The following is a 25895-nucleotide window of genomic DNA, read 5'->3' as shown; positions in this document are numbered from 1 at the left end:
ACTGGATTGCCCCTGCAGCCGGATCGTTCCGGGAAATAGCTCCAGCGAATAGACCGTACCCGAAACCGACACAGGTGGACTGGTAGAGCATACCAAGGCGCTTGAGAGAACGATGTCGAAGGAACTAGGCAAATTGCTTGCGTAACTTCGGGATAAGCAAGACCCATGTCCGGGCAACCGGGTGTGGGTGGCACAGACCAGGGGGTAGCGACTGTTTAGTAAAAACACAGGGCTCTGCGAAGTCGAGAGACGACGTATAGGGTCTGACGCCTGCCCGGTGCCGGAAGGTTAAGAGGAGGTGTGCAAGCACTGAATTGAAGCCCCGGTAAACGGCGGCCGTAACTATAACGGTCCTAAGGTAGCGAAATTCCTTGTCGGGTAAGTTCCGACCTGCACGAATGGCGTAACGACTTCCCCACTGTCTCCGGCATCGGCTCAGCGAAATTGAATTCCCCGTGAAGATGCGGGGTACCCGCGGTCAGACGGAAAGACCCTATGAACCTTTACTGCAGCTTTGCAGTGGCACCAGGAAAATGCTGTGTAGGATAGGTGGGAGGCTTTGAAGCATGGGCGCTAGCTTGTGTGGAGCCAACCTTGAAATACCACCCTGCGTTTTTCTGGTGTCTAACCGAGACCGGTCAGCCCGGTCCGGGACCCTGCATGGCGGGCAGTTTGACTGGGGCGGTCGCCTCCCAAATGGTAACGGAGGCGCGCGATGGTGGGCTCAAGCCGGTCGGACATCGGCTGTTGAGTGCAATGGCATAAGCCCGCCTGACTGCGAGAGCGACAGTTCGAGCAGAGACGAAAGTCGGCCATAGTGATCCGGTGGTCCCGCGTGGAAGGGCCATCGCTCAACGGATAAAAGGTACTCTAGGGATAACAGGCTGATCTCCCCCAAGAGTCCACATCGACGGGGAGGTTTGGCACCTCGATGTCGGCTCATCACATCCTGGGGCTGGAGCAGGTCCCAAGGGTTCGGCTGTTCGCCGATTAAAGTGGTACGTGAGCTGGGTTTAGAACGTCGTGAGACAGTTCGGTCCCTATCTGCCGTGGGTGTTGGAGACTTGAGAGGATCTGTCCCTAGTACGAGAGGACCGGGATGGACGCACCTCTGGTGCACCGGTTGTCGCGCCAGCGGCACAGCCGGGTAGCTATGTGCGGACGGGATAACCGCTGAAAGCATCTAAGCGGGAAACCCACCTCAAAACCAGGTCTCCCTGAGGGCCGTGAAAGACCATCACGTCGATAGGCCAGGTGTATACGTGCGGTAACGCACTCAGCTAACTGGTCCTAATAGCCCGATAGGCTCAAGAACTTCCATCATGCACAGAAGTCATCCACACATGACACACAGCACATCCTAAAAAATACCAGAACATCCCATCACAACACCACCACCAAAAAGGTGGGTTGGACGACCTGGTGGCTATGGCGGGGAAACTACACCCGATCCCATCCCGAACTCGGACGTGAAATGCCCCAGCGCCCATGGTACTGCATCTCAAGATGCGGGAGAGTAGGTCGCCGCCAGGTCTTCCAACCCACCTCTATCGCTACCTACCACCACAAACGCGGGGTGGAGCAGCCCGGTAGCTCGTCAGGCTCATAACCTGAAGGCCGCAGGTTCAAATCCTGCCCCCGCAACCATATAAAACAATCCCATTACATCAAATGCACAAAGCCGATCCCCAATTCTTAAGGGGACCGGCTGTACATGTGTTTAAGCAAAAATACACGTCAGAAATCGCTGCCGTATCAGTTCTTACCAATAATATTTATGTGGCCTTCTGGTTCCGGTGTAAGAAAAAACAGCCTCAACAGGATCAATGGCACCTCTCGTAATGAGGCGGCTGATGGCCTTGTCTTTATGACGAGCCGGGCAGATATCATGCAGATGGCTGTACCAGTTGGGAGATTCAGAGGCATCACGTGATCCTCCATACCCACAGCGATCTGGGCGATTGGCCCATCGATGATTACGACCATACTTCAGGCTGTGATGATAGGTGCGAGACATGGGAGTTTCCCTCCATGACGCACGGAGTCATTTCCGAGCGTACCTACATCGTGCGCACTCCGTTATTGGAAATGATGATTTTCATAATGTTCTCCGACAGGGTTGATAAACGCTTGCCCTCCTTGACTGCCAAACCAGCTTATGTTCGGCACTATAAAGGCGTTCGGGTGCGTTAGTCGTCTTTATCGATGTGAAAAATAGGCAGACTCCATCTGGGACAGAATTTTTTCTTCCTGCAATTTGAGAATAGCCCTGTCGATCTGATCACGCATAGGGAAACCGGGCCGCATGACGAAGCCGAGATTTTCCGGACGTAGTGTAGCGCCTGTTACGATCAGTGATTGGGTAGGATTCTGTTGGATATAATAATCGAGCTGAGATGCATCTCCCAGAATGGCGGCTGTTTTGCCCTGGATCAGTTCATCTACAGCATCGGACAGGAGCGTATATCCATGAACGTTCAGGCTGGTCTCTAAGGCGAAAGCCATGGCGATGCTGCCTTTCATCGCGCTGACCGGGCGATGGCCTAGGTCAGTGATATTGTCCACGCGCTGGTTGATTTCTGACGCTGTCATCACGCTGGTAATGCTGGATGTGACATAGGCCACAATGCCAACGCCACAGAGCAGCCAGATGGCGGCAATGATCCGTGCACCGGCTCGCTCTGGCACGGTGCCGGACGTTTGATTGCCGGTCAGCATCGCCATCATATCATAGAAGGCGCCCGACAGAGAGGAACTCCAGTGGGGTGATGAATCCTTTAACACATGCCGGTGCATGATGGCTGTGATCAGTGTCGCCACCAGGATCGCCAGAAAAATAAACAGATAGTTACGCAGATGGCCGGAAGCAGCCAGTTCACTCAGAAGTCTGGAAAGGCCTGTACTATTGTGTTTGACAATCATCATCCGCAGCCCGGTCTGAAACCACGGCTGGCTGAAGATCACTTTCTCCATACGCTGGCTGCTGATTGTCAGGCCGACCGTACCGACATCGATCTCCCCGCGCTCAAGAGCAGAGAGAAGATCGGCTATTGTTCCATAGCGGTGATAATGGGTGATCCAGCCCTGCATCTGTGACGTCTTGTCCCATAGATCAATGGCCAGCCCAGCTGGATGATCATTCTTCTGATGCGGCAGCACGAAAGGCGGATCGATAAAATAGCCTGCATTGATCACAACATGCTCGGCTGCATTTTTATCCGCTGCCATAACATTGGCAGGAAGAAGGACGACTCCCATAATGCCTGCTTGAGCCAGTATGGCGAACAGAAGGAAACAGAGCCCAAACACAGAACGGAGAGGACGGCGGAAAGCGTTGGAAAAAAACGGTGTCATGGGCCTATGAATAACCGGGATGCCGCGTTCTGTACCTTACGGCGATATGAAAAATGATGGATCGGTGTGCGGGAGTGATAATTCCCAATAGCCATCATCATGTTTCCGCCTGATGCATTCAGATGATCTCGGATGATGGCTCCTGCCGCTGCAATATTGAAACAGGGATCCATCAGCAGCCTGACCCGTGTGGCCTGAACGGAAAGACCGGTAAAATGGGCAATCGGCTCTATCCAACTGGTATTGATCTGCATCAGACCGAGATCTTCTGTCCCGTTCGCATTGCGATGCACAACCCCGACCGCCCCTTTTTCCACCGCCTGAATTGATGGCAGTACGCGGGGCGGAAGGTGGTAGTAAGATGCAGTCGATGCCATACAGGCAATATAGGGTATGCTCACGTCAGGTTGATCTTTGGTGGAGTATCCTGTGAAGATGAGGGAGGAAACATCATATGACAGCTAAACGCAATCGGTTTACATTCGTAATAGCTGGAATCCGGTTTCGCCTGTTTCCTTGGAGCCAGAGCGGTCAATTTCATGCCCGTTCTTCTGCGGATGCGGGTTTTACCCTGATCGAGATGCTGGTTGTTATCGCCATTCTGGGAATTCTGGTGGGATTGGCTGCTCCTGCCGTGTTGCGCCAACTGGGAGGCGCCCGCCAGTCTGTGGCAAGGCAGGCTGTGCAACGCATTGGCTCAGTCCTTGATCTCTACAGGCTGGATATGGGCAGCTATCCTTCGACGTCCGACGGCCTGGGTGCTCTTGTCAATCGGCCGGCCGCGGATGCCGATGCGTGGAATGGCCCCTATCTTAAGGATCGCAGATTGCCACAGGACCCCTGGAATCATCCATTCCTGTATCGGTCACCTTCAGCGCGGGAGGAAATGCCGTATGATCTGTGCTCTCGTGGCGAGAAGAATGTGCCGGGCGATGTTCCTGCGCCCGGCATGATCTGCAACGAATGACAAGACATTCAGGGGTAGATCCTCGGCTTGTGCTTCAGCGCCCTTTAACGACCCGTTCGGCGGCGCGGGATAAGGGCACCCGGCGCCAGTCCAGCACCGTGACGATGCCTTTGTCCGGATTCAGCTGCACTGTTGCCACGCGCGCAGCGGCCTCCCGACCATCTGCTTTTCGGACAATCATTACCGCGACAGTCACGGCGATATGATCACTGCTGCGTATATCGGCTGGACTGGAGGCTGATGGCAGCCTGATCCCATCCACCTTCGTGGCACGGAGCAGTGCATGCATAACCAGCGGATCAGAGGCCCCGGTATCCGGTATATCAGGCTGATAGAGAGACAGATGGGCGCGCAGTCGGTCCAGCAGGGCAGGAGTCATTCCAGGTAATGACAACAGGCCATCCAGTGACGTGAAATAGTGGCCTGCTACGGCCTCCATTGTGCTGGAGGTAGCAAGCCGGGCCAGATCCGCCTGTTCCTCCGTTGTCATCAGGGCAGGGGGGGTGCGCCAGAGTACGATATTGCGGGCCACAATCGCTGCCGTGGCCGACCGTATCCCTGTTGCCTCCATCAGATATTGCAGGGCGAGCACGGAGGCCGTGTTAGGGTTTATTTTATCCTTTTCTGGTTCGATCCGGATAACTGCCTGAGCATCAGGGAGTGCCCAACGATAAAGGGCGGCCTTGATCGGCCATTGACCGGCTGCAAGACGAAAAATGGCGTCCTGCACGGCCCCCTCTGCTTCCGCATCGGCTTGCTCCGCGGCTACCAGAGCTGTAGAAAGTCGCAATTCACTTTGCCCGGTGGCAACAATACGGCTGCTGATGATCGTCAGTGGCACAATGCCCCACAGCACAATCAGCAATGCAAAGCCACGATCCCGTCCTGATCTGGTCAGGCTTGTTCCTGTCCGATCTTTTCGGGGCCGCTTCAGCGTTCTAGCCCCAGCGAGCGTCTGACATGGCGGTTCGGATCGGCGGAGCCGGTAGGGCGCAGATGATTCAGCTCCTGGGGGACAAGGGCGGCATCACGCAGATTCTGCCTCAGATCTTCGGTCAGGGCGCGCGCATCCCGCTGGTCATGAATGACATGAGGCGTGACCAGAATCAGAAGTTCGGTGCGGCTACGATTATTATTCTGCTGCCCGAACACACTGCCGAGTACCGGCACGTCTTTCAGGAATGGCACACCGCCATTGGCGCGGGAGTTATTATCGCGGATCAACCCGGCCAGCCCGACAGTCTGTCCATCCTGCACCACGACGCGGGACTGTACGCTACGCTGCTGGAAAGCGGGGGAGGAAATGCCGTTGGTGTTGATACTGGTATCAACATCGCTGACTTCCTGTGAAATATCGAGCGTGACCAGACCGCTGTTGTTGACGCGGGGCGTTACGTTCAGGATCACGCCGGTTTGCTGATAGCTGACCGCGTTGATAATGGCTGACTGCCCGATCGTCGCCTGTGACTGGGCTGTCAGATAAGGCACCAGGGCTCCTACCTGAAGCCTTGCAGGTTCGTTATCCAACACCATCAGCTCTGGCGAGGAGAGGACCTGCACCTTGGTGACGGATTGCAACAGCGTCATGGCCAGCTGGGAGCTGCTGCTGCCGGTCAGCAGGAAGCCATTGGAAAATCCCGGTATTGCCGCGGCAAGAAGACCGCCGGTGCTGGCCGTTGCGGCTGTCGCTGCCGCGGTTTGCATGGCGCTGTTGAGGCCTCCTTCACGGAAAAAGAATTGTGTACCGTATCGCAGGGTATCGTTCAGCGCGACTTCGGCAATGATGGCGTCAATCCGCACCTGAAGGGGCAGAATGTCGATTTTACGGAGCATGGTCTCAATCGGGCCATACTCGCTTTCCGTCGCGAAGATCAGAACGGCATTATTCTGCATATTGGGTACGATACGCAGCGTATTAGGGTCGGTACCCGCATCATCCATACTGCCGGCAGAGCCACCGCCCGCACCGGTCAGGGGGCCGAGCAGGGGGTTGCTGCTGCCCGATTGTGGTTGTTGTGAGACATCTCCCGTATTGCCGGCCTGCGGTAATCCGCCATTGCCGCCGGGGGTCATGGAGGAGGTTCCTCCTGTCATGCCGCCATTGATTCCACCGGCCCCTCCCTGTGTGGCGGAGGATTGTGACTGGCCCGCGGGACGTGTGGTGTTGCGTGGTGTTGGCTGTGCGGTCACGCGCCCCGGCGTGAAGGCCTGTTGCAGGACATAGGCGACATCGTTGCTGCGGCCATTTTGAAGGTAATAGACATGCCAGCTTCGGGTTGACTGCCGTCGCCTTTGCCCGACCATCGTGTCGATCCGTCGCAAATCCTCGATCTGTCTTGCGCTGCGGGCGACGGCCAGAACGGCATTGATCCGGTCCATCGGCAATATCCGTACTACTCCGGCCAGTGCGCCTCCCTGCTGACTGGAGGCTGCGGTCTGAAGAGCCTGTGCGTATTCCTTGGCACCTCCGGCATCGGCCGGGAAAAGTGCAAAGGACTGTCCTGCCAGCATATCCACATCAAAAGCCTGGATCAGTCCGATCATGACTTCCCGCGCCTGTGGATCACCGGAAACCAGCACGGCATTTCGCCCGGCATCAGCTGCGATTTTCGCGCCATTCTGTGCATAAGGCTGCAATGTTTTGGCCAGTTGCTCGGCCGAGGCATAGCGCAGCGGTACGATGGTTGCCCCGCCATTCAGAATCGCTTCACCATTCTGTCCGGCGGAGGCTGTGATGCCCGCAGCGGCACCGATGGGCAGAACACGATACAGCCCTTCTGTCTGCACGACCGCTGCTCCGTTCTGGTTCAGCAGAACCTGAAGCGTCGGCAGGAGGGCCGTGGCACTGAGTGGCTGGGATGTATGAAAAGTCGCCGTGCCATGCACGGATGGGTCGATAGTATAGTTTACCTTGAGCAGGCCGCCCAAAATCTGGGCGCTGACATCACGGATATCGGTATCCGTGAAATTGAGTGTTATGTTATTGCCCCCGGCCTCTGCCATACGGCTGCCTGCTGCTGTGCCGGACTGGATCGGAACCCGTCCATAGCTGAGTTGCCCGGGAGGAGGAAGGCTGGGTGCGAGGGTGGTATTAACCTGTCTTGCGGCAATGCCAGCATCGCGGGTCAGAGGTGGCAGGGGTTCCAGTTGCGGCGATTCGTCTTTTCCGCAACTTGCCAAGAAGACAGGCATGCACAGGCAAAGGGACTGCAAGGATACAGCAGCCGAAAAGGAAATGGCTCGTGAGAAAACGTGTTTACTCGTGGATGTCATGAATATTCCGGCAAGCCGCTTCAGGGGCCGGTTTATGGTAATCCGTCAGAGAAAACCGCCACTGCCTCAAGATAGGATGTCAAGGTGGTCATGCATATGACGTGCGGCTTTATCAGTGGAGAACCGGGTAAGCAAGTCACTTTTGCTGCCTTGCAAGGTCCGGCCTCCACTAAAGAGTGCACGTCATAAGCTGAAGATCATCAAGACGATATCATGCGACAGCGAAACTACGCTGACGAGTGACGACAATAGCGGACGATGTCATCGCGTTGTCGGCAAAGTCATTCAGCAGTACCAGCGGCTGGCGAGGCAGGAAACGACCGCCCGCTAATCCCCGGGCCCAGCCGACGTTAGCTGCATCAAACACAGGCTTTGTTGCCAACAGAGGGGAAGATGCATCACCATCCCCCAGAATAGCTGCGGCCGCGCCGGATTTCGTGCTGGTGGCAGTACCCTGAAGCTGAAGCACAGTATAATCCGCGCCGGACTGTCCGGCAGCATTCATACTATTGAGCGCACCCAGAATCGAGGTAGGGCAGGTGGTCGCATAAGCACCATCGCTGTAGGAATCATATCGAGTGACGGTTCGGTAGGAGCCGCTTTGATACAATACAATCAGGCGCTTGTTGGCTGAGATCAGGGAAGCATAGGAAGACCCGAACGCAGTTTTATCACCACTTTTGATCCCCGCCCCATATTGCGACAGTGCAGAAGATAGAACCGCATCCAGTGTTCCCTGTGAAGGGATCATGGCATCGTTGTAAATCCCCTGTGAATTGATGTGCAGGACAACGATTTCAGATGGGTTGGCTTTCAGCCAGTTCAAAACATCCGCGAGGAAGGTGGTGTAAGAACCACCCGGGATCATGTTGTGCTGATGGAACAGGCCCATCGCCTGTTCTGACGCGCCTGCTGGAAAAATATAACCGGGGCGGAAATCGAAGTAGCGGATCCCCAGATTGAGCATTGTGGCCGTGTCATCTTTTTGGGTGAGGGCGAGATTGCGGATCACACGTGACAGGGTGCTTTGGGGCAGGGCGCGTAGAAAAGCAGTGCCTCCAAGACTGAGCAATTGGCGACTGACCGCAGGAACGTTGTTCAACAGAGAATTCAGGAGACCATCCAGACGACGGCTATTGGCAAACAGATCACCAAGACGCGGTAGCCCATTCATGCCGGCATCATGAGCACCGGGCAGCACAAATACACCGAAAGGCTGTGAAGCGAGACGTGGTGTGGCTTTTACCAGATCCCCCATCCACGTATTATAACGGTCTGTTAGATACATGTAGAACTGATATGCATTTGTCAGATCGTTGCAGGAGGGGGCGGAAATGCCACCGTCGAATGCGTTCAGGATCGTGTCGCTGATTGCCGCATTGTAAAAACCGTAACTAAGGCTGAAATTGCCGCCTGTGATTGAACGCTGGGAGGCCAACATGGATCCCAGATCGGTGCTGCTCAGGCGATCCCCGAACGGAGCGATTTCTGTATTGCTGCGCTTGATCTGGTTGCCTGCAATCTGTGCGAACCAGTTGACCGATTTCGTCTGGAATGCAGCGGTCAGTCCCGTTACGCTGAGCTGAGCGGGGCGAATATCGAATGCACCCGTATTCTGATTGGTATAATTTTGCGTTCCTGCATTCACACCGATGGTGCGGAATGCTGAAGACAGGGCAGAATCCAGAAAAGTCGTAATCTGAGCATTGACGGTATAGGTGGGATAAAAAATGGATTTGAGCCAGCTGGTAAAGCTCCATGCATCGGCTTCTTCAGCGATGGCCAGCCCGGCGACAGAAGCTGCTGTCCCACCCGCGATGCCTTTGAGTAGATTACGCTTTGTTATGGATGTGGGGATAGGATGATAGTTGTGCATGGGATACATCCATTGAAAATGATTTCATCATTAATATTTTGCATTATTAACGATTGAAATAAAAATACAAACTCTTCTGAATAGAAACGTAAAATTTTTCTTTTGGATTTTCAATAAAATTTTTTAGAGACCCTATTCCCTAGCGCTCATCGCTGTATAAAATCTGAAGTTGTCACTCGCCTGGCCGCTGGGTTCCGAGTAATCGCCGTCGCATTGCATCGATAATGGCTGGGGAGGGCTGTTCATCCGGTTGTGACGTACGGGGCTGGTTCGACCCGGAGGATTGCGGGTCGGTCGGGGTGCTTTGGGATATGGCTGCATCTGCGTTATCGGCGGCACGTTGTGGGTGCAATGTCATGGTTCCCTCCGGCCCACTCAGCGTGACTGTGCCAGCTTCGATGCCGGTCACGGTATAGCCTTTGATACTTCCTCCTGCGCCGATGGCGATAGAATGCGGTTCTCCCGCGAAAATAGCTTTGCGGTCACCTGGGCCGGTGATAATGCCGGTCAGGCGTGGCAAATTGATATGACCCGTTTCTGAGCTTGGCAGCGGGCGTCGCCGTGGCGCGAACAAGGGCCGTGCAAGAATGACTTTGACTGCTTCCTCTGACGTAAAGGCGGGAAGGGGCGGGGTGGCAGGGATGGGGGTTTTGGCAACAGTGCCCAGTTCGGCTCCCACGTGGGCTGCCTCTGGTGCAAAAGCCAGTTTGAAGATGACCCCGATCAGGAGACAACACAGGAAAAGAGGCAGCAACAGACGGCTGATTGTCATGGCTGCGCCTGATGGGAGGAGGGGGCAACAGCCAGTGCCGATACGGTCATGGTCATGTCGATAGGTGGTGAATACCCGATGTCGTCAGGCTTGATCGCACCTGCAATGGAAGCGTGCATCTGTATTTCATCAGCAATAATCTGAGGGGAAGCCTCTCCAAGGCCTGCAATCAAGGCGATGAGGGCGGGCCAGCTCCCTCGTACGGACAGGCGAAGGCTGATTTTCCGGTACGCGCCGAGAGTGTCGGCGGGCAATGTTTCCGCACTGAGCAGCGAAACGCCAGTTTGTTGGCTGAGTGCCCGCAGGGCTTCCTGAATCTGCGCGGCATTGGCCGCATCGTTTGGGCTTTGCAGCAAAACGGTGTTCGCTGCATTCCCCCGCTGCATGAGCGTGCGGGTTTGTTGCAGGGCAGGAAGGGATGCAACAGCCCCCTGCATATGTGCCAGCAGCGTGGTGCGATCCTCAATCCTGTACTGTCGTGCTGCGTACCAGCCCAGCAGTGGTGAGATGATGCCCAGCCATGTCATGCCCACAGCCAACAGGGCAAGGCCGAGGGCACAGAGTTGGCCTGCCCGGCCGGTGGGAAGTTTAAAGCTGTCATTTGTGCCGGCCTGGGACAGAAAACCCCTGATCATGGCCTGGCCTCCGGTCTTATATCCAGCCGGATGGCGAACAGGTCGGTTTTCTCATCCGGACTACGCATCACCGGAGCGGTAAAGGCCGCGTTGTGGATGAAAGGATTGTTGCTGAAGGATGCCATCAATTGGGCTGCTGCTCCTGACTGGCCGCTGATGGTGACGGCACGGCGGGACAGGGTCAAATCGCTGATGAAACTGTCATCCGGTAGGGCATCGGTCAGAATTTTCAGCATGCTGAGTACATCTCCGCTGCGTCCGCCTCCTTCGGCCAGAGCAGCCTGTTTTGCCTGCTCCGCGGTATTGGTACGGCGCAGGGCAGAGGCTTTCTGTGCCTCTGGTTTGATCAGGGCGATGGTCTTATCCAGCCGCCCCAGTGTCATCGATTGATGGATGAAAGGGGTTGCCACTGTGAGGATCAGCAGAGCGCCGCATCCTGCCCATGCCCATTGTGCCGCAATAGCATAGCGTCCCCTGTTCCGCTCCCGAATGTCGGCATTGCGGATCGGAAACAGGATTGTTTCCGCCTCTACCTGACGGGGGAAGAAGCCGAGGCTATTCAGCCACGAAAGATGCGGTGGAAGCCAGGAGGAGGGGAGCAGATGCAGACGAATGGTCAGTTTCTGCTGCGTCTGATCGCGTGACAGGATGTCGTAGGTCCACAGAGCAGTGTCAGCTGTAAAGGGTGTCAGGCGGTCCATTTCATGGGCCAGTACCTGGTCGAGCCATTCTTCGGCTGTTATCGACAGGGTTACTGTTCGCATCAGGGGAGATATCCCGACACTTTGCAGAACCGGAGTGGCCCGTTGTTGCCACTGGTCGAGAATACTGCGCAGGACGGCAAGCTCGGTGGCCTGTGTCGTGCGATAAATGCCCAGATTCTGCACGCGTGTACCCCGGATGAGGGATAGGGTAACACGGGGAGAAAGAAGGGGATCATCATCGTGTTCCACAATGGAAAGACGAAGCAAATTTTCGTTTTGCCCGGCCAATGTCAGCAGACGTGCGCGGACCCCGGCAGGCAGACAGGCGGCAAGCTGCGTGCCCCACCATGTGAAAAAAGCGCCGATTTTGTCCGATAGCGGCTTCAGAGCCTTTCGGACGGGCGCCAGCAGGCGCGTGATATGGGATGCTCCTGGAGCAAATGAAATTGTCATGGACGTTCCGTATCAATACGCGGCGCGATGATCAGAACCTGCTGCTTCTGGGTCAGGGAGCGGTGCAGGCTCAGGCGGATCAGGGATGGAATGGCAGGCCCTTCCCAGCGGCCGGACCAGTTCCCCTGATCATCCTGATAGGCAATGGCCAGTGCCTGGACCGGCGCCAGCAGCGTGGCCTCCTGCCAGTGTAACGGATGCCTTGGGGTGCCGTTGATATGGTGTGTCCAGCGCAGGGTCAGCGCATTATTCCGCACGAGCAGAACCATGTCGGCAAGAGTGGAGTCAGGGCTGGACGGATCATCCTCGCTGCCGGGCATCAGGGCGATGAAGAATAACGTTCGATTGTCCCCGTGCGGCCAGGGAAGGGGATTGCTGTCATCGGTCGGCAGTCCGGGACGCATCGTACGCAGCAGGCTGCGCAGGGCGCGATCCGCGCCTTCCAGCGTGGGGGCGCCGGCCTGAATCGCATCCTGATGCTGCTGCGCCAGAAAACCGAAACGGGTGCCTTCGGTCAGTCCCACGATCAGAAAGCCCAGCACCACCAGTGCCACCAGAACTTCCAGCAGCGTAAATCCGGCGTCCTCTTGCCTTTGATCGCCTGATCGCATCATCGCACCCCCGCCATTTGCCGGGTCACCAATGTGACGAGGGGCGGCATGCCATCTGTGCTGCTGACGGAGGAAGACCAGACCGAGACAGTGATTTCCGACAGCCACAGCGGCATTTGCAATCTCGGTGCCTGCATCAGTGGTCTTACCACGACGCGCCAGCGCATGGCGTTACGGTCTTCCCCCTCCCATATATGGGCACGGGCCAGCGTTGCGGGCGCGGCATGGATCGTCTCATCCAGATGATTGCGCGCCATGACCAGAGCCTGCCTTATTTCCTCCGCCCGCCGGGCAGAGCGCAGGCCGATCAGACTGCCATCAAAAATTTCACTGAGCGCCAGAGCCAGAATGATGAAAGCGATCAGCGTTTCCAGCAGGGTAAACCCGTTCTCCTGCCTTGTATCGCGTCCAGGAGTGGAGACATTACGGGACGACATTGACGGCGCCGGTCAATGGATTGGCTCGTACGTTGATAAAGGTATGGCCGGCACTGACGGCAAGGCCGTCACCCTTCGCCCCCCCATGGGGCAGAAACAGCAGCGTGACCTGTGTATCATCACCCTGCGTTGCGGCTTCACTGTCTTGCGAGAGGTGATGCAATGTGACGCCGCGCAGTTGGACAGGCATAGCGTTGTCCCGTTGCAGCGTGGCATGGTCCAGGTCGGCGGTAACCCTTACTGTATGACCTGACCAGATCGCCTGACTGCGGGCGAGGCGAAATTCGATGGCGATGGCGCGTGCCGCATCCCGGGCTTTCAGCCCATCCGGTGTCCGGGTGCCATATAGCAGGGCAATCCCTGTTCCCACGCCGAGAATGGCCAGCACCACCAGCATTTCCAGCAGGGTAAATCCGGCTGCCCGATGGGCTGACGTGGAGCTCGGTTTTTTCATTGCGATGCCAGATCGTTCAGGCTGAGCATCGCCATCAGCACGGAGCTGACAATTCCGGCGACCATTGCCCCCATGGCAACGGTGATGGAGGGTGTGACCAGCGACACGGCGCGCTGCATCCGGATGCGGAACGTATCTTCGTGAATATCGGCAGCGCGCAGACAGAGCGGGCCGAGCCGGGCGCTTTCCTCACCCAGCCGCAAAAGCGCAATGGTACGGGCCGGGAACACGTTCTGTTCAGCGAGAGCATTGGCGAAGGAGCCCCCCTCACTGGCATTCTGCGCTGCCAGTCGTACAGCGTTGACGGCAGCGCGATTACCGAGGGTTTCACGAGCGATCCCGAGCGCATTGATGAGCGGCACGCCATTGACCAGCAGGCTGCCGAGCGTGCGCGTCAACCTTGCGGCCAGCAATTCTCGCCAGATAGCCCCGATCAGCGGCAGGCGCAGGCCGAACCGATCCGCGGCCAGACGCGGCCCGTCCCGTCGCAGCAGCCACCACACCCCTGCCAGCAGGCCAAGCATGAGCACCAGCGCTGTCGGCAGCCAGACGGACAGATTTCGGCTCAGCGCGAGCAGGAAACGGGTCGAGGCCGGCATCGCCGCCATGTTTTGCTCAAACAGAGGGGCGAATTCCGGCAGCACCTGTGTCAGCAGCAGCAGGACGGCACCAGTCGCGGTGACCAGCAGCAGCGCGGGGTATATCAGGGCAGAGACCAGTGCGGCATTCATGGTCTGCTGTCGCTCCAGATAGGCTGCCAGCCGGTCCAGCGTGGCGGCCAGACTGCCCCCGGCCTCTCCGGCGCGGACCATCCCGGTATAAAGGGGAGGGAATGCGCGCGGATGCTCAGCCATGGCATCGGCCAGCGGGCTGCCATCCCGCACCCGGTTCCGGACGGCCTCGATCAGGCGGACGGACTCCCGCCGCGCGCTGTGCTCTCCCACGAAGCGAAGTGCACGGTCCAGATCCTGTCCTGTTTCCAGCATGATGGAGAGTTCACGGGTGATGCGGGTCAGTTCCGCCTGCTTCATTCCGGTCATCGGACGACGCAGGCGCTGCATCAGCGTGTTCAGCCTCAGCGGGGCAATCTCAAGCGGTACAAGGCCTCGCCCATGGAGGGCTGTTTCGGCTTCAGGCACGCTGGCGGCATACAGGGTTCCCTGTGTGATCTCCCCCGTGGTCGACAGGGCGGTGAACCGGAAGGCTGTACCCCCTGTAGGGCTACCTGAATAATGCGCGGACTCACTCACAGCGCGTCCTCACCATGGTGCAGGCAGCGTGTGATCTCCTCCAGCGAGGTTTCTCCGGCCAGTACGGCATCCAGCCCGGCCTCGAACATGGTGCGCATGCCGGCGGCACGGGCTGCTTCCTCAATCTCGGCCTCACCGGCGCGGGCATAGATCAGCCGGTCAATCGCAGAATCGGGTTCCAGAAACTCCGCAACGGCCATCCGACCGCGATAGCCGGTCTGGCGGCAGGCCGGGCATCCGACGGGGTGCCATAAATGGGGCGTCTGTCCGGCAGGAACGTGCTCGTCCAGTCGGAAACGTTCGATCAGCGCCGATGGGGCCGGGGTCGATGTCTTGCAGGCCGGGCAGAGCACGCGCACCAGACGCTGGGCCAGCACGCCGCGCAACACGGCGGTCAGCAGGTAATCTTCCAGCCCCATATCGCGCAGCCGGGTTACGGTTGCGGCGGCGGAATTGGTGTGCAGGGTGGACAGCACCAGATGCCCGGTCAGCGCCGCCTGTGCCGAGATCTGAGCGGTTTCGAGATCGCGCACCTCGCCGACCATGATGACATCGGGGTCTTGCCGCAGGATGGCACGCAGCAGTGCCGCGAAACTCAGGCCGATCTGGGGCTTCACCTGTATCTGGTTGATGCCCCGGAGCTGATATTCCACCGGGTCTTCGATGGTGACGATCTTGCGGGTCGGGCTGTTGAGACTGTTCAGCCCGGCATAAAGCGTCGTGGTCTTGCCGCTGCCGGTGGGGCCGGTGACCAGAACGATGCCATTTGGCATGGCCAGACAACGTTCCAGCTTTTCCCTTACTGCAGCGCGCAACCCCAGACGATCGAATTCGAAAGCGACGGCGCTGCGGTCCAGAATACGCATCACCACCGTTTCGCCATACAGGGAAGGCACGGTGGAGACACGGAAATCGACCTCCTGCCCGCGTACGGCCAGCTTCAGTCGCCCATCCTGCGGCAGTCGGCGTTCGGCGATGTCCAGTCGGGCCATGATCTTGATGCGGGATGTGATCGCCGCTGCCGAGCCGCCACGGGCGGAGACGCCTTCCGCCTCATGCAGCACACCGTCATAACGGTAGCGGATTGCGATCCGGTCTTCGAACGGCTCGATATGGATGTCGCTGGCACCGGTTTCGACTGCCCGGCTGATGATCTGGTTGACCAGCCTGATCACCGGCGCATCGCTGGACAGATCGCGTAGTCTCTCCGTGTCGTCGGCCCGTCCGTCACCGTTTGGTTCCACCTCGTTACCAGTATCCTGAAGTGTGTCTGTTTCAGGGTAAAGACGTTGCAGCGCGGTCTCCACCATGATCGGCACGGCGATGCCGATGCGCACAGGCCGGCCCAGCGCTGCTGCTACGGAGTCGCATGCAAATTGATCCAGCGGATCAGCCATGGCGAGGGTCACCGTGCCGTCCGCCGCGATAGAAACCGGTAGAATGCGGGAGGTACGCAGGAAACGCCGCGGCAGTGTGCCGGCAAAAAGCGGAGTATCAGGAAAATCAGCCTCCCGAAGCAGGGGAGCATGCAGCAGGGCCGCATAAGCCTCGGCCAGATCACGCTCGGTCACGAGACCGAGACGCTGCATCACGACGTCGCGCCGCTCCCCGGTTTCGCGCGCCAGAGAGGTGGCACGGCTGACTGATGCAGAATCGCAATGGCCCAGGGACAGAAGAAGACTGGTCAGACGATCCTGTATCGCGCCGGTATCGGAGAGACCGACATCGGACTGCCTGAACACCTGAGCCGTATCATATTGCATGGTCATATCCGCTTCTGCGTCTGTGCAGAAAAACATCAGCGCCGAGCGTATGGCGGCCTGTCAATTCAGAGTTATACGCCCCCTGCTCAATAAACTCGATGATTGCTGAAGCTGGTCATTGAGTCGAGGCAGAACCAGTGCCTGATGCATAAAGATCGATCAGAATCCTTTTCCCCCGTGAGTAATTATATCCGGCAACGGAGTATCGCAGATCGGGACTGATCCCCCGTGCAGTGGCTGCGGCGAGGAAGGCGTTCCCATCCGGGCGGGCAATGGCGGCAATGGCCTGCTTGTGCTTCGCCAGCCAGGCGGCAGCGCTGGCGGCATCGGGGGCAAAAAACGTGTCGGTTCCGGCCAGGAATCGCAGGCTTGGCTCATTATAGCCTGCGGTCACCAGATCGAGCGGCGCCTGTGTCCCGTAGAGCTGTGCCGTTTCGATCCGGGCGGCGTGAGTGATGGCGGGGCTGAGCCAGAGGCCGCGCAGAGAAGGCAATTCCAGTCCCAGCATGCTCCAGCCGACCAGTGGCGCGCAGATCAGCAGCAGACGGCTATTGCGATAGGGGGTCGCATCACGCTGATGGCGTGGCAGCAGGCCGGTCCCCAGCGCCAGCAGCATAACCATGATGAGGAAAGCAGGGATGCCCAGCAGATCCTGCCAGTGCAGTCCCGGCATGATGACGAAGGGCAGGGCGATGGCGGCTCCCCCGAGCAACAGGCAGGAAAGCGCGAACAGGATTTTTGCCAGCCATTGCATCCAGCGCGGTACTGCCAGCACCTCCGCCATGGCTTTACCACCCAGCAGGGCGAGGGCAGGCAGCATGGGCAGGATATAATGCGGCAGTTTGGTTGGTACGACCTCGAAAACGATCCATGACGGGATGATCCAGGCCAGCAGGAAGCGCATCACCGGTTCTGACCGGTGACGCCATGATGCCGGCAGGGCCTGAAGTACCGCGAGTGATCCGGGAAACAGGGTGATGATCAGCAGCAGCAGATGAAGCCCCGGTGGCGCGCCATGGCTGTCATCGCCGCTGCGTACCTTGCTGGCCAGTTCCCCGCCAATCGCCTGCGCAAAGAATTGTCCGTGACTGGCAATCCCGATGGCAATGAACCATGGCAGGATCAGCGCGATAGCCAGCGGCAGCCCCCAGCGCCAGCGCAGCACGGCTAGCCAGCCTGTTTGCCCCGGAATGCGGCGATCGGTGATCAGCAGGGTCAGCACGGTCAGCGCGCTGACCATCGGGGTGATCGGTCCCTTGATCAGAATCCCCGCGGCCATGGCGATCCAGAACAGCGCGGCCTGAACCGGCCCGAATCTGGTATCCTGATCGCCTTGTCTGGCCACCAGATAGGCACGCCCGAGCAGCCCTTGCGCAGCGAGTGTCGCGGCCAGCAGGGCGGCATCGGTTTTCGCCATATGCGTCTCGACCAGCAGAATGACCGAGGCGCCCAGAATCCACGCGCCGAGGAAAGCCGCCTTTCGCCCGACCAGCCTGATGCCGAAGCCGTATGTCATCCATACGGCCAGCAATCCGCCCAGCAGGGAGGGAAGCCGATAGGGCCAGATCGGATTTTCCTGTGCCAGCCCGGCCTGTTGAGCCGCTTTCGCAAAGGGCACCTGCAGCCAGTAAATGCCGATCGGCTTGCGGTTACGCGGCTCGGTGCCGTTCATGATGGTGACGTAATCACCGGTCTCGATCATCTGCCGGCTGGCTTGTGCGAAGCGGCTTTCATCGCGGTCGGACGGTGGCAGGGTGAAAAAACCCGGTATCCACGCGATCAGGCAGAACAGGGTCAGGAACAGGATCTGGCGCATAGGTTCTGAATTACCACACCTGCCACGCCGCACCACCCCGAAGGGCCTGCGATCAAGGGAGTGCGATAAGGGGCATGCGTATCGCGTGCTTGCCGGAAAGGGCCGGGCCGCGCAAAAAGCCATGATGACAATTCGTTCTCCTTCTTCTTCCCGTCGCCCATCGGCTCCCCCGGTCGCTATGGACCCGACCAGAGATGCGGCCTGCCGTCTGTTGAATGCGGTGCTGGAGCAGCACCGTTCGTTGGAAGAGGCGCTGAATGCCCTGCCGCCGATGGAGCCGCGCGACCGTGCTGCCGCCCATCGTCTGGCGGCGGCGACGTTGCGCCGCCTTGGCACCATTGATGCCGTGCTGGAGCCGTTTTTAAGACGGGAGCCACCTGCCCCAGTGCGTGACATCCTGCGTCTGGGCGCAGCCGGGTTGTTGTTTCTGGACACACCTCCCCATGCGGCGGTCGGGACGGCGGTTGATCTGGCGCGTCAGTTGCGGCTTGCCCCTTTCACCGGCCTGATCAATGCCGTGCTGCGCAAGGTGGCAACGGGTGGGCAGGAGATGCTGGACGGGCTGGACTCCCCCCGACTGGACACGCCCGGCTGGTTGTGGACCGCGTGGGGCCGCGATGCCCGCGCCATTGCTCTGGCGCATCAGACGGAGGCTCCGCTCGATCTGACCTTGCGTCCCGGGATCACGCCACCTGCCGAGGGGATTTTACTCCCGAACGGCACGACAAGGCTGCCCGCGGGTACCCGCGTCAGCACTCTGCCGGGATTTGAGGAGGGAGCATTCTGGGTTCAGGATGCGGCTGCGTCCTTGCCGGCGCGCCTGCTGGCGGCGCATGCAGGGGAGAAGATCGTCGATCTGTGTGCCGCACCGGGTGGCAAGACCGCACAACTCGCCATGACCGGGGCGGAGGTGATCGCGGTGGAGCGTGAAGCGGCGCGTGTGCCGCGCCTGCGCGAAAACCTCGCCCGGCTGCGTCTGGATGTGCAGGTGGCTGTGGCCGATGCGGCGGAATGGACTCCACCAGCCGGTTTCGTGCCGGATGCCATCCTGCTGGATGCGCCATGCAGTGCCACCGGAACCATCCGCCGCCATCCTGATGTGCCGCATCTGAAGCGTCAGCGGGATGTCACCGCGCTGACGGCGCAACAGGACCGCCTGCTTGCCGCAGCCCTTGCCATGCTGCGTCCCGGCGGTCGCCTGATCTATGCGGTCTGCTCCATGCAGCCGCAAGAAGGCCCTCAACGGATCGAGCATGCGCTGAAAATGCTTCCATCCGTGACTTTGTCGCCCTTCACGGTGGAGGAGCTGGCCTTCCTGCCGGGGGCGCGCACGGCGGAAGGATATCTGCGCACCCATCCGGGACTTGCGTTTGCCGGATCGGAAGGCTCACCCCCCATAACAGGGATGGACGGGTTTTTCGCCGCACGCCTGATGGTACGATAGGGATCGGGTCGGTCAGCGAATGTACGAGGTAGAAAGATCAAACTTTACGTAGGTCCGAACAGGTCAGTTGTGTTGATGGCCCTGCCGTCGTTACAAACAGATATGCGCGCCAGTCACCGATTCGAATCGATTTCATGAGTCCGCCTCCTCCCGCCTCCCGATGGGTCAGGGGTGCGCGCCGTGCGGCGGCGCGGCTGCCGACATTGCGGCTGAGCCGCGCGCCGGATGCACCGCTTGTCATGGTCCGTGATCTGTGGCCCGGCGATGCGACACGCGGGGCAAGATTGCTGCGGGGCGAATACGAACACTCCGGCATGATCCGCAGCCTTCAGCCCGGCGCATGGGGGGATAGCGCCGGCACTGCCGAGTTGCGGGCAGCCATTCACGGATTCTCCTGGCTGCGGGATCTTCGTGCGCTCGGTACCGATGGTGCACGCCTGAAGGCACGGAGCATGGTGGCTGACTGGATTGGCGCTTCCGCACTCGACAGCATTGCCACGCGCCCTGATGTAACAGGGGCCAGGGTGATGGCCTGGTTGGGGCATTACGATTTTTTTGCGGCTTCCGCTGATGACAATTTCCGTCAGCGCATGATGGCGCGGCTGGTGGCGGATGCGCGGGCGCTGGCGTTCGAAATCCCCCCCGAAACCGCCGATGCACGCGCCTTGACCGTGTTAAAGGGGCTGCTTGCCGCTGCCATCGCGCTGCCGGACAAAGGGAGTTATCTGGCGCGGGTGCTGAAATGGCTGCCGAAGGAACTGGACCGCCAGATTCTGCCCGATGGCAGCCATGTCGAGCGTTCTCCGTCCGCGCATTACGCCGCGTTGCGTGATCTGGTTGAAATGCGCGGATTGCTGCAAAGCGCACGTGTGCCGGTGCCGAATATTCTGCTGCTGGCGATTGAGCGTCTGGGGCCGGCCTTGCGGGTTCTGCGGCATGGTGATGGCGGGCTGGCGCTGTTCAATGGCAGCCGGGAAGAGAATGCCGGTCTGATCGATCTGGTGCTGGCGCAAGCCGGGCGCGGCGCGCGGGCTACCCATGACATGCAGCATGGTGGTTGGCAGAGGCTTCAGGCCGGGCGCTCGGTCGTTATCGTCGATACCGGTCTGCCGGCGCGGCGGGGGCTGGACCGTCATGCTCATGCGGGCACGCTGGCCTTTGAATTTTCGTCCGGACGCGACCGGATCATCACCAATTGCGGCGCTCTGCCCGCCGGTGGTCCGCAATGGCGGGAGGCAACGCGCGCCAGCGCTGCCCATTCGACGCTGGTGATGGCCGATACCAGTTCCTCCGAAGTGACCGCGGATGGTCTGGGCCGTCGTCCCTCCCGCGTAACAGCAGAGCGTCTGGAGTCCGAGGGCGCCATCTGGCTGGAGGCGACCCATGATGGCTGGCGACAAAGCGCCGGTCTGGTGCATCGCCGCCATTTATACATGGCCGCCAACGGCGATGATGTGCGCGGCGAAGATAGTCTGGAAGGTGGTGAGCCGCGTCCCTATGCCCTGCGTTTTCATCTCCATCCGGCGGTGCATGCGATCCGCCAGACCCAGGCCATGGAGAGTACGGCGGCAGAGGCCCGGACGCAGTCTGTCGAATCGGCTGCGGTCGATGGAGCGGTGTCGGGTGAGGAGGCGATCACTGAAAAGCCGGCCGCCACGTTGCGGGATTCAATCCTGCTGCGTACCCCGCAGGCTGCATGGCTGATGCAGGTGGAGGGCGGCGCCATCACGGTGGAAGAAAGCGTCTATCTCGGAGGTCAGATGCCGAGACAGGCCGAACAGGTCGTGATCTCCGTGCCGCCGGACGGCCCGCGCTGCGTCAAATGGGCCATCACCCGCAAGGCAAAAGAATGAGCGTCAGCGCTTGAAGATTCTGGAAGTCACCAATGTCGACTTCGCGCTGCGGCATTTCATTCTTCCGGTGATGAGAGCGGCGCGGGATCGGGGGCATGAGGTGGTGGGGGCCTGTGCTGATGGTCCGTTACTCTCCGCTGTCCGGGCGGAAGGCTTCCGGGTCGAGACGGTGCCGATGGTGCGGCGTATCTCACCGCTGGCCCAGTGGCGGGCATTTCGTGCTCTGGTGAGACTGATTCGTGCCGAGCAGCCCGATATGGTGCATGCGCATATGCCGATCAGCGGCTTTCTGGCGCGTCTGGCGGCGCGGGCCTGCGGTGTGCCCTGCATTGCCTATACATGCCATGGATTTTTGTTCAATCAGCCATCCCCTCTGCCGCGGCGTATCGTGTCCTGGGTCATGGAGGCGATTGCCGGACGGGTGACGCATGTATTCCTGACCGTTTCTACCGAAGAATCACGGGATGCGCGCCGTCTGTTGATCCATCGCCATGCCACTCCGGTCGGGAATGGGCGCGACCCGGCGGTGTTCCGCCCTGATCCGGAAGCGCGCCGCCGCATCAGGCAGGCGCTCGGTACACCGACGGATCGACCGGTCGTGATCGTCGTTTCCCGTCTGGTCCGTCACAAGGGGCATCTGGAACTGCTGGAGGCGATGCGCTCGGTTCCGGAGGCCGAGTTGTGGGTCGTGGGGGAGCGTCTGGCCTCCGATCACGGAGAGGATCTGGAACCGGCTTTCCAGCAAGCCGCCGCGCCGGAGGGGCTGGGGCCGAGGCTGCGCCGCCTGGGATACCGCGATGATATTCCCGCTCTGCTGGCTGCCGCCGATATCTTTACCCTGCCAAGCTGGTTCGAGGGGCTGCCGATGTCTATCGTCGAGGCGATGCTCTGCGGCCTGCCGGTGGTGGCGACCTCGGTACGTGGCCCGAGGGAACAGGTCGTGGATGGTGAAACCGGTTTCCTGGTGCCGCCCCGTGCAGCGGCACCACTGGCGCAGGCTTTGACCCGGCTTGCAACATCCCCCGCCCTGTGTGCCCGGATGGGGGCGGCAGGACGGCAACGGGCGCTCGATCACTATGTCGAACAGACCGTCATCGGGCGGAGTCTTGATCTGCTGGGTCTGTAATGAGGCAGGTTATAGCCTATATCAGGCAGTGGTATGATGGTCTCCATCCTCCGTCTCTGAATCTTTTGTGACCAAAAACGGTAACAGATGCTGGACGGCACGAAGCAGGATGTGAAAAGCTCATATCCGGGCTGGGCTGCTGAGTCGTCCTGCCGGCTAGTTTTCCGGCACTGCAACCCAATATCCAGCTCATCGATGCCGCGCAAAGGAGCCTGCGGGGCGGACCGGATCGGTTTCCGGTCCCTGCCTGCGGACCCCAGGATCAAGGAGCGTTGCCCATCCATGTTGTCCCGCAACCTTGAGCAGACGCTTCACCGGGCCTTGTCTCTGGCCAGTGAACGTCACCACGAATATGCAACCCTCGAACATCTTCTGCTGGGATTGGCGGAAGACGCCGACGCTGTCGCGGTCCTGCGTGCCTGCGGTGTCGATATAGACAAACTGCGCACGGATCTGACGGAATTTCTGGACAAGGATCTGTCAGGTCTGGCCAGTGAGCGGGCCAGCGATCCAAAGCCGACAGCCGGTTTTCAGCGTGTGGTGCAGCGTGCCGCCATTCATGTCCAGTCCTCGGGCCGTGATGAAGTCACCGGCGCCAACGTGCTGGTCGCGTTGTTCAGCGAGCGTGAGAGCCATGCGGTCTATTTCCTGCAACTTCAGGATATGACCCGGCTGGATGCGGTGAATTTTATCAGCCATGGCATCGCCAAGGCGCCGGGCCGTTCACAGACCCGCCCCGTGCAGGGCTCGGCCAGCGGCAGCAATGGGGGGGGTGACCCCTCAGGACCTGAAAGCGAGCGCGAGGAAAAATCGAGCCGCCGTAAGGAGGACGCTCTGTCGACCTATTGCGTTGACCTGAACAAGAAGGCGCGGGCCGGCAAGATCGATCCCCTGATCGGACGTGATACGGAGATCGAGCGTACCATCCAGATCCTGTGCCGCCGTACCAAGAACAACCCGCTCTATGTCGGTGATCCCGGCGTGGGCAAGACGGCCATTGCCGAAGGACTGGCCAAGCGCATCGTTGAAAGCGATGTGCCGGAAGTTCTGCTCAACAGCACGATCTATGCGCTGGATATGGGGGCCCTGCTGGCAGGTACACGCTATCGCGGTGATTTCGAGGAGCGGCTGAAGGCGGTGGTCACCGAGCTGGAAAACCATCCCGGCGCGGTGTTGTTCATTGACGAAATCCATACCGTGATCGGTGCAGGCGCCACCAGTGGCGGGGCGATGGATGCCTCGAACCTGCTGAAGCCTGCTCTCGCTTCCGGTGCCTTACGTTGTATCGGCAGCACGACCTACAAGGAGTTTCGCAACTATTTTGAAAAAGATCGTGCTCTGGTGCGCCGTTTCCAAAAGATCGACGTCAATGAGCCGTCGGTGGAGGATGCGGTCAAAATTCTGCGCGGGCTGAAGACGAATTACGAGACTCACCACAAGGTCACCTACACGGAAGAAGCCATTCGTGGTGCGGTGGAGTTGGCTGCGAAATACATCCATGATCGCAAGCTGCCGGACAAGGCCATCGACGTGATCGACGAGGTCGGTGCCAGCCGCATGCTGTTGCCGGAGCACAAGCGGCGCAAGACGGTGACGTTGCAGGATGTGGAGGACATTGTCGCCCGCATTGCCCGCATCCCACCGAAAAGCGTCAGTGCCGACGATAAGGAAACGCTGCGCACCCTGGAACGCGATCTGAAAGCGATGGTGTTCGGGCAGGACAAAGCAATCGAGGCCCTGTCTGCCGCCATCAAGCTCAGCCGTGCCGGTCTGCGCGATGCGGAGAAGCCCATTGGTAACTATCTGTTCTCCGGCCCGACTGGCGTGGGCAAGACCGAGGTGGCGCGTCAGTTGGCAACGACGCTGGGCATAGAGCTGATTCGCTTCGACATGAGCGAATATATGGAGCGTCACAGCATCTCCCGTCTGATTGGTGCGCCGCCGGGCTATGTCGGGTTTGATCAGGGTGGTTTGCTGACGGATGCGATCGACCAGCATCCTCATGCAGTTCTGCTGCTGGATGAGGTCGAGAAAGCGCATCCAGATCTCTACAATATTCTGTTGCAGGTGATGGATCATGGGAAATTGACCGATCACAACGGCAAGATCGTTGATTTCCGTAATGTCATCCTGATCATGACCACCAATGCCGGTGCGTCCGATATGGCGAAAGAGGCCATCGGTTTCGGTCGTGAGGCTCGCGTCGGCGAGGATGAGGACGCGGTCAAGCGTCTGTTCACGCCGGAATTCCGTAACCGTCTGGATGCTGTCATTCCGTTCAGCAACCTTACCTCGGAAATCGTCGGGCGCGTGGTGGAGAAATTCGTGATGCAGCTGGAAGCCCAACTGGCCGACCGCAATGTCACGATCGAACTAAATTCCGCCGCGAAGGAATGGCTGGCTGAGCGTGGCTATGACAGGCTGTATGGCGCGCGTCCATTGGCGCGCGTCATTCAGGAATACATCAAGAAGCCGCTGGCCGAGGAATTGTTGTTCGGCAAGCTGGTCAAAGGCGGTTCTGTCAAGGTCACGCTGAAAGACGATGCACTTGAATTCGATATTGTCGAGGCCAGTGCACCAGCCTTGCCGAGACCGGATGCCAATGATGGCGGTGAGGAATTGGCGGCTGAAACAGCGGATTGATTGGTAAAAGCTGTGCATGAAATAAAAAACCCGGGTCAACAGATCCGGGTTTTTTGTGCTTTAAAGGGAAGTGTGAGAACGATCCAGCGTCAGAAGACGAATGTCTCCGGTGTGATGGCATCGCCGAGTGGGGCTGTAGGAGCGCCTGCACGTTTATGGTGGTTGAGACCATGTCAGTTCGCTCTTCGCCAAGTCAGGATTGGAGCCTGTGGCACAAAAAGAAGGCATCTGTGAGCTTAGAAAACAAGCAGCAAGAGGCTTACAGTGAGACGTGATCTGATGAATGCCTTAAAATTCTACTGATCACGTGATTGGCATGCATCGTGCTAGGTAACGTATGCGACTAGGGTTCCGGCTGCCTGTGCAGTGACTGGTCCGAGAGTCGCAATCCGGTACCTCCTTTCAGGAAAGGGCTGGACACACGGCGGGATAAAAGCCCGGGAGGTTCAAGCCGAGGGGAACGG

Annotated in this window: 19 protein-coding genes, 1 tRNA gene, 2 rRNA genes and 1 riboswitch (1 of these 23 running past the window's edge); of the genes, 8 read left to right on the top strand and 14 right to left on the bottom strand. The window is 59.2% G+C overall.

Going from position 1 to position 25895, the window contains the following annotated elements:
- The 3 genes from GbCGDNIH6_RS08945 to GbCGDNIH6_RS08935 all read left to right on the top strand — a co-directional run.
- A 23S ribosomal RNA gene (locus GbCGDNIH6_RS08945) occupies nt 1-1315 on the top strand (it extends 1423 nt beyond the left edge of the window).
- Between the two features lie 103 nt (nt 1316-1418).
- Nucleotides 1419-1533 (top strand): 5S ribosomal RNA (rrf, locus tag GbCGDNIH6_RS08940).
- 37 nt (nt 1534-1570) lie between these two features.
- Nucleotides 1571-1647, top strand: a tRNA-Met gene (locus GbCGDNIH6_RS08935).
- A gap of 552 nt (nt 1648-2199) precedes the next feature.
- On the opposite strand, the gene GbCGDNIH6_RS08925 is transcribed toward GbCGDNIH6_RS08935, so the two are convergent.
- A complete protein-coding gene (locus GbCGDNIH6_RS08925) occupies nt 2200-3258 on the bottom strand; it encodes a transporter substrate-binding domain-containing protein (RefSeq protein ID WP_157692401.1) in 1059 nt (352 codons plus the stop codon).
- A 92-nt stretch (nt 3259-3350) separates the two neighbouring features.
- Nucleotides 3351-3755, bottom strand: a complete 405-nt coding sequence (locus GbCGDNIH6_RS08920) for a lytic transglycosylase domain-containing protein (RefSeq protein ID WP_025287152.1) — start codon at nt 3753-3755, stop codon at nt 3351-3353.
- Nucleotides 3756-3808: 53 nt separating this feature from the next.
- Here GbCGDNIH6_RS08920 and gspG point away from each other — a divergent pair, with 53 nt between their 5' ends.
- Nucleotides 3809-4321, top strand: a complete 513-nt coding sequence (gene gspG, locus GbCGDNIH6_RS08915) for a type II secretion system major pseudopilin GspG (protein ID WP_025287151.1) — start codon at nt 3809-3811, stop codon at nt 4319-4321.
- A gap of 34 nt (nt 4322-4355) precedes the next feature.
- On the opposite strand, the gene GbCGDNIH6_RS08910 is transcribed toward gspG, so the two are convergent.
- The 12 genes from GbCGDNIH6_RS08910 to GbCGDNIH6_RS08855 all read right to left on the bottom strand — a co-directional run bounded on the left by GbCGDNIH6_RS08910 (nt 4356) and on the right by GbCGDNIH6_RS08855 (nt 18365).
- A complete protein-coding gene (locus GbCGDNIH6_RS08910; RefSeq protein WP_072563627.1) occupies nt 4356-5186 on the bottom strand; it encodes a helix-hairpin-helix domain-containing protein in 831 nt (276 codons plus the stop codon).
- Nucleotides 5187-5251: 65 nt separating this feature from the next.
- Nucleotides 5252-7513 carry a type II secretion system secretin GspD gene (gene gspD, locus GbCGDNIH6_RS08905; protein WP_157692400.1) on the bottom strand — a complete coding sequence of 754 codons (2262 nt, stop codon included), beginning with the start codon at nt 7511-7513 and terminating at the stop codon, nt 5252-5254.
- 292 nt (nt 7514-7805) lie between these two features.
- Nucleotides 7806-9470 carry a phosphatidylinositol-specific phospholipase C domain-containing protein gene (locus GbCGDNIH6_RS08900; RefSeq protein WP_157692399.1) on the bottom strand — a complete coding sequence of 555 codons (1665 nt, stop codon included), beginning with the start codon at nt 9468-9470 and terminating at the stop codon, nt 7806-7808.
- A 172-nt stretch (nt 9471-9642) separates the two neighbouring features.
- Nucleotides 9643-10242, bottom strand: coding sequence for a hypothetical protein (locus GbCGDNIH6_RS08895; protein WP_072563625.1), 600 nt, complete (start codon nt 10240-10242; stop codon nt 9643-9645).
- Nucleotides 10239-10877, bottom strand: a complete 639-nt coding sequence (gene gspM / locus GbCGDNIH6_RS08890) for a type II secretion system protein GspM (protein ID WP_072563624.1) — start codon at nt 10875-10877, stop codon at nt 10239-10241. Before gspM ends, GbCGDNIH6_RS08895 begins: the two co-directional genes overlap by 4 nt.
- The gene (locus GbCGDNIH6_RS08885) at nt 10874-12034 is read right to left on the bottom strand and encodes a PilN domain-containing protein (protein ID WP_072563623.1); all 1161 of its coding nucleotides are present in this window, start codon (nt 12032-12034) and stop codon (nt 10874-10876) included. The genes gspM and GbCGDNIH6_RS08885 overlap by 4 nt, the downstream gene beginning before the upstream one ends.
- The gene (locus GbCGDNIH6_RS08880; protein ID WP_072563622.1) at nt 12031-12648 is read right to left on the bottom strand and encodes a prepilin-type N-terminal cleavage/methylation domain-containing protein; all 618 of its coding nucleotides are present in this window, start codon (nt 12646-12648) and stop codon (nt 12031-12033) included. Before GbCGDNIH6_RS08880 ends, GbCGDNIH6_RS08885 begins: the two co-directional genes overlap by 4 nt.
- On the bottom strand, nt 12645-13082 hold the full coding sequence (locus GbCGDNIH6_RS08875; protein ID WP_072563621.1) for a type IV pilus modification PilV family protein: 438 nt from the start codon (nt 13080-13082) through the stop codon (nt 12645-12647). Before GbCGDNIH6_RS08875 ends, GbCGDNIH6_RS08880 begins: the two co-directional genes overlap by 4 nt.
- Nucleotides 13069-13536, bottom strand: coding sequence for a pilus assembly FimT family protein (locus GbCGDNIH6_RS08870; protein ID WP_072563620.1), 468 nt, complete (start codon nt 13534-13536; stop codon nt 13069-13071). Before GbCGDNIH6_RS08870 ends, GbCGDNIH6_RS08875 begins: the two co-directional genes overlap by 14 nt.
- Nucleotides 13533-14786, bottom strand: coding sequence for a type II secretion system F family protein (locus GbCGDNIH6_RS08865; protein ID WP_072563619.1), 1254 nt, complete (start codon nt 14784-14786; stop codon nt 13533-13535). Before GbCGDNIH6_RS08865 ends, GbCGDNIH6_RS08870 begins: the two co-directional genes overlap by 4 nt.
- Nucleotides 14783-16555, bottom strand: coding sequence for a GspE/PulE family protein (locus tag GbCGDNIH6_RS08860; protein WP_232449775.1), 1773 nt, complete (start codon nt 16553-16555; stop codon nt 14783-14785). Before GbCGDNIH6_RS08860 ends, GbCGDNIH6_RS08865 begins: the two co-directional genes overlap by 4 nt.
- 109 nt (nt 16556-16664) lie before the next feature.
- Nucleotides 16665-18365: an ArnT family glycosyltransferase gene (locus GbCGDNIH6_RS08855; protein ID WP_072563618.1), complete on the bottom strand. Its 1701-nt coding sequence runs from the start codon at nt 18363-18365 to the stop codon at nt 16665-16667.
- Between the two features lie 121 nt (nt 18366-18486).
- Between GbCGDNIH6_RS08855 and GbCGDNIH6_RS08850 the strand changes: the two genes are divergently transcribed.
- From GbCGDNIH6_RS08850 to clpA, 4 genes are all read left to right on the top strand, one after another.
- A complete protein-coding gene (locus tag GbCGDNIH6_RS08850) occupies nt 18487-19809 on the top strand; it encodes an RsmB/NOP family class I SAM-dependent RNA methyltransferase (RefSeq protein WP_072564484.1) in 1323 nt (440 codons plus the stop codon).
- A 134-nt stretch (nt 19810-19943) separates the two neighbouring features.
- A complete protein-coding gene (locus GbCGDNIH6_RS08845; protein ID WP_072563617.1) occupies nt 19944-21662 on the top strand; it encodes a heparinase II/III family protein in 1719 nt (572 codons plus the stop codon).
- 10 nt (nt 21663-21672) lie between these two features.
- Nucleotides 21673-22788: a glycosyltransferase family 4 protein gene (locus GbCGDNIH6_RS08840; RefSeq protein WP_072563616.1), complete on the top strand. Its 1116-nt coding sequence runs from the start codon at nt 21673-21675 to the stop codon at nt 22786-22788.
- Nucleotides 22789-23070: 282 nt separating this feature from the next.
- Nucleotides 23071-25431, top strand: a complete 2361-nt coding sequence (clpA, locus tag GbCGDNIH6_RS08835; protein WP_072564483.1) for an ATP-dependent Clp protease ATP-binding subunit ClpA — start codon at nt 23071-23073, stop codon at nt 25429-25431.
- Nucleotides 25432-25763: 332 nt separating this feature from the next.
- A riboswitch (guanidine-I (ykkC/yxkD leader) is annotated at nt 25764-25877 on the top strand.
- The last annotated feature ends 18 nt before the right edge of the window (nt 25878-25895 follow it).

It is taken from the genome of Granulibacter bethesdensis (assembly GCF_001889525.1).
In the GTDB taxonomy this organism is placed as follows: Bacteria; Pseudomonadota; Alphaproteobacteria; order Acetobacterales; family Acetobacteraceae; genus Granulibacter; species Granulibacter bethesdensis_C.
The sequence above is the reverse complement of the archived record's forward strand: the minus strand, read 5'-3'. Positions and strand labels throughout refer to the sequence as shown.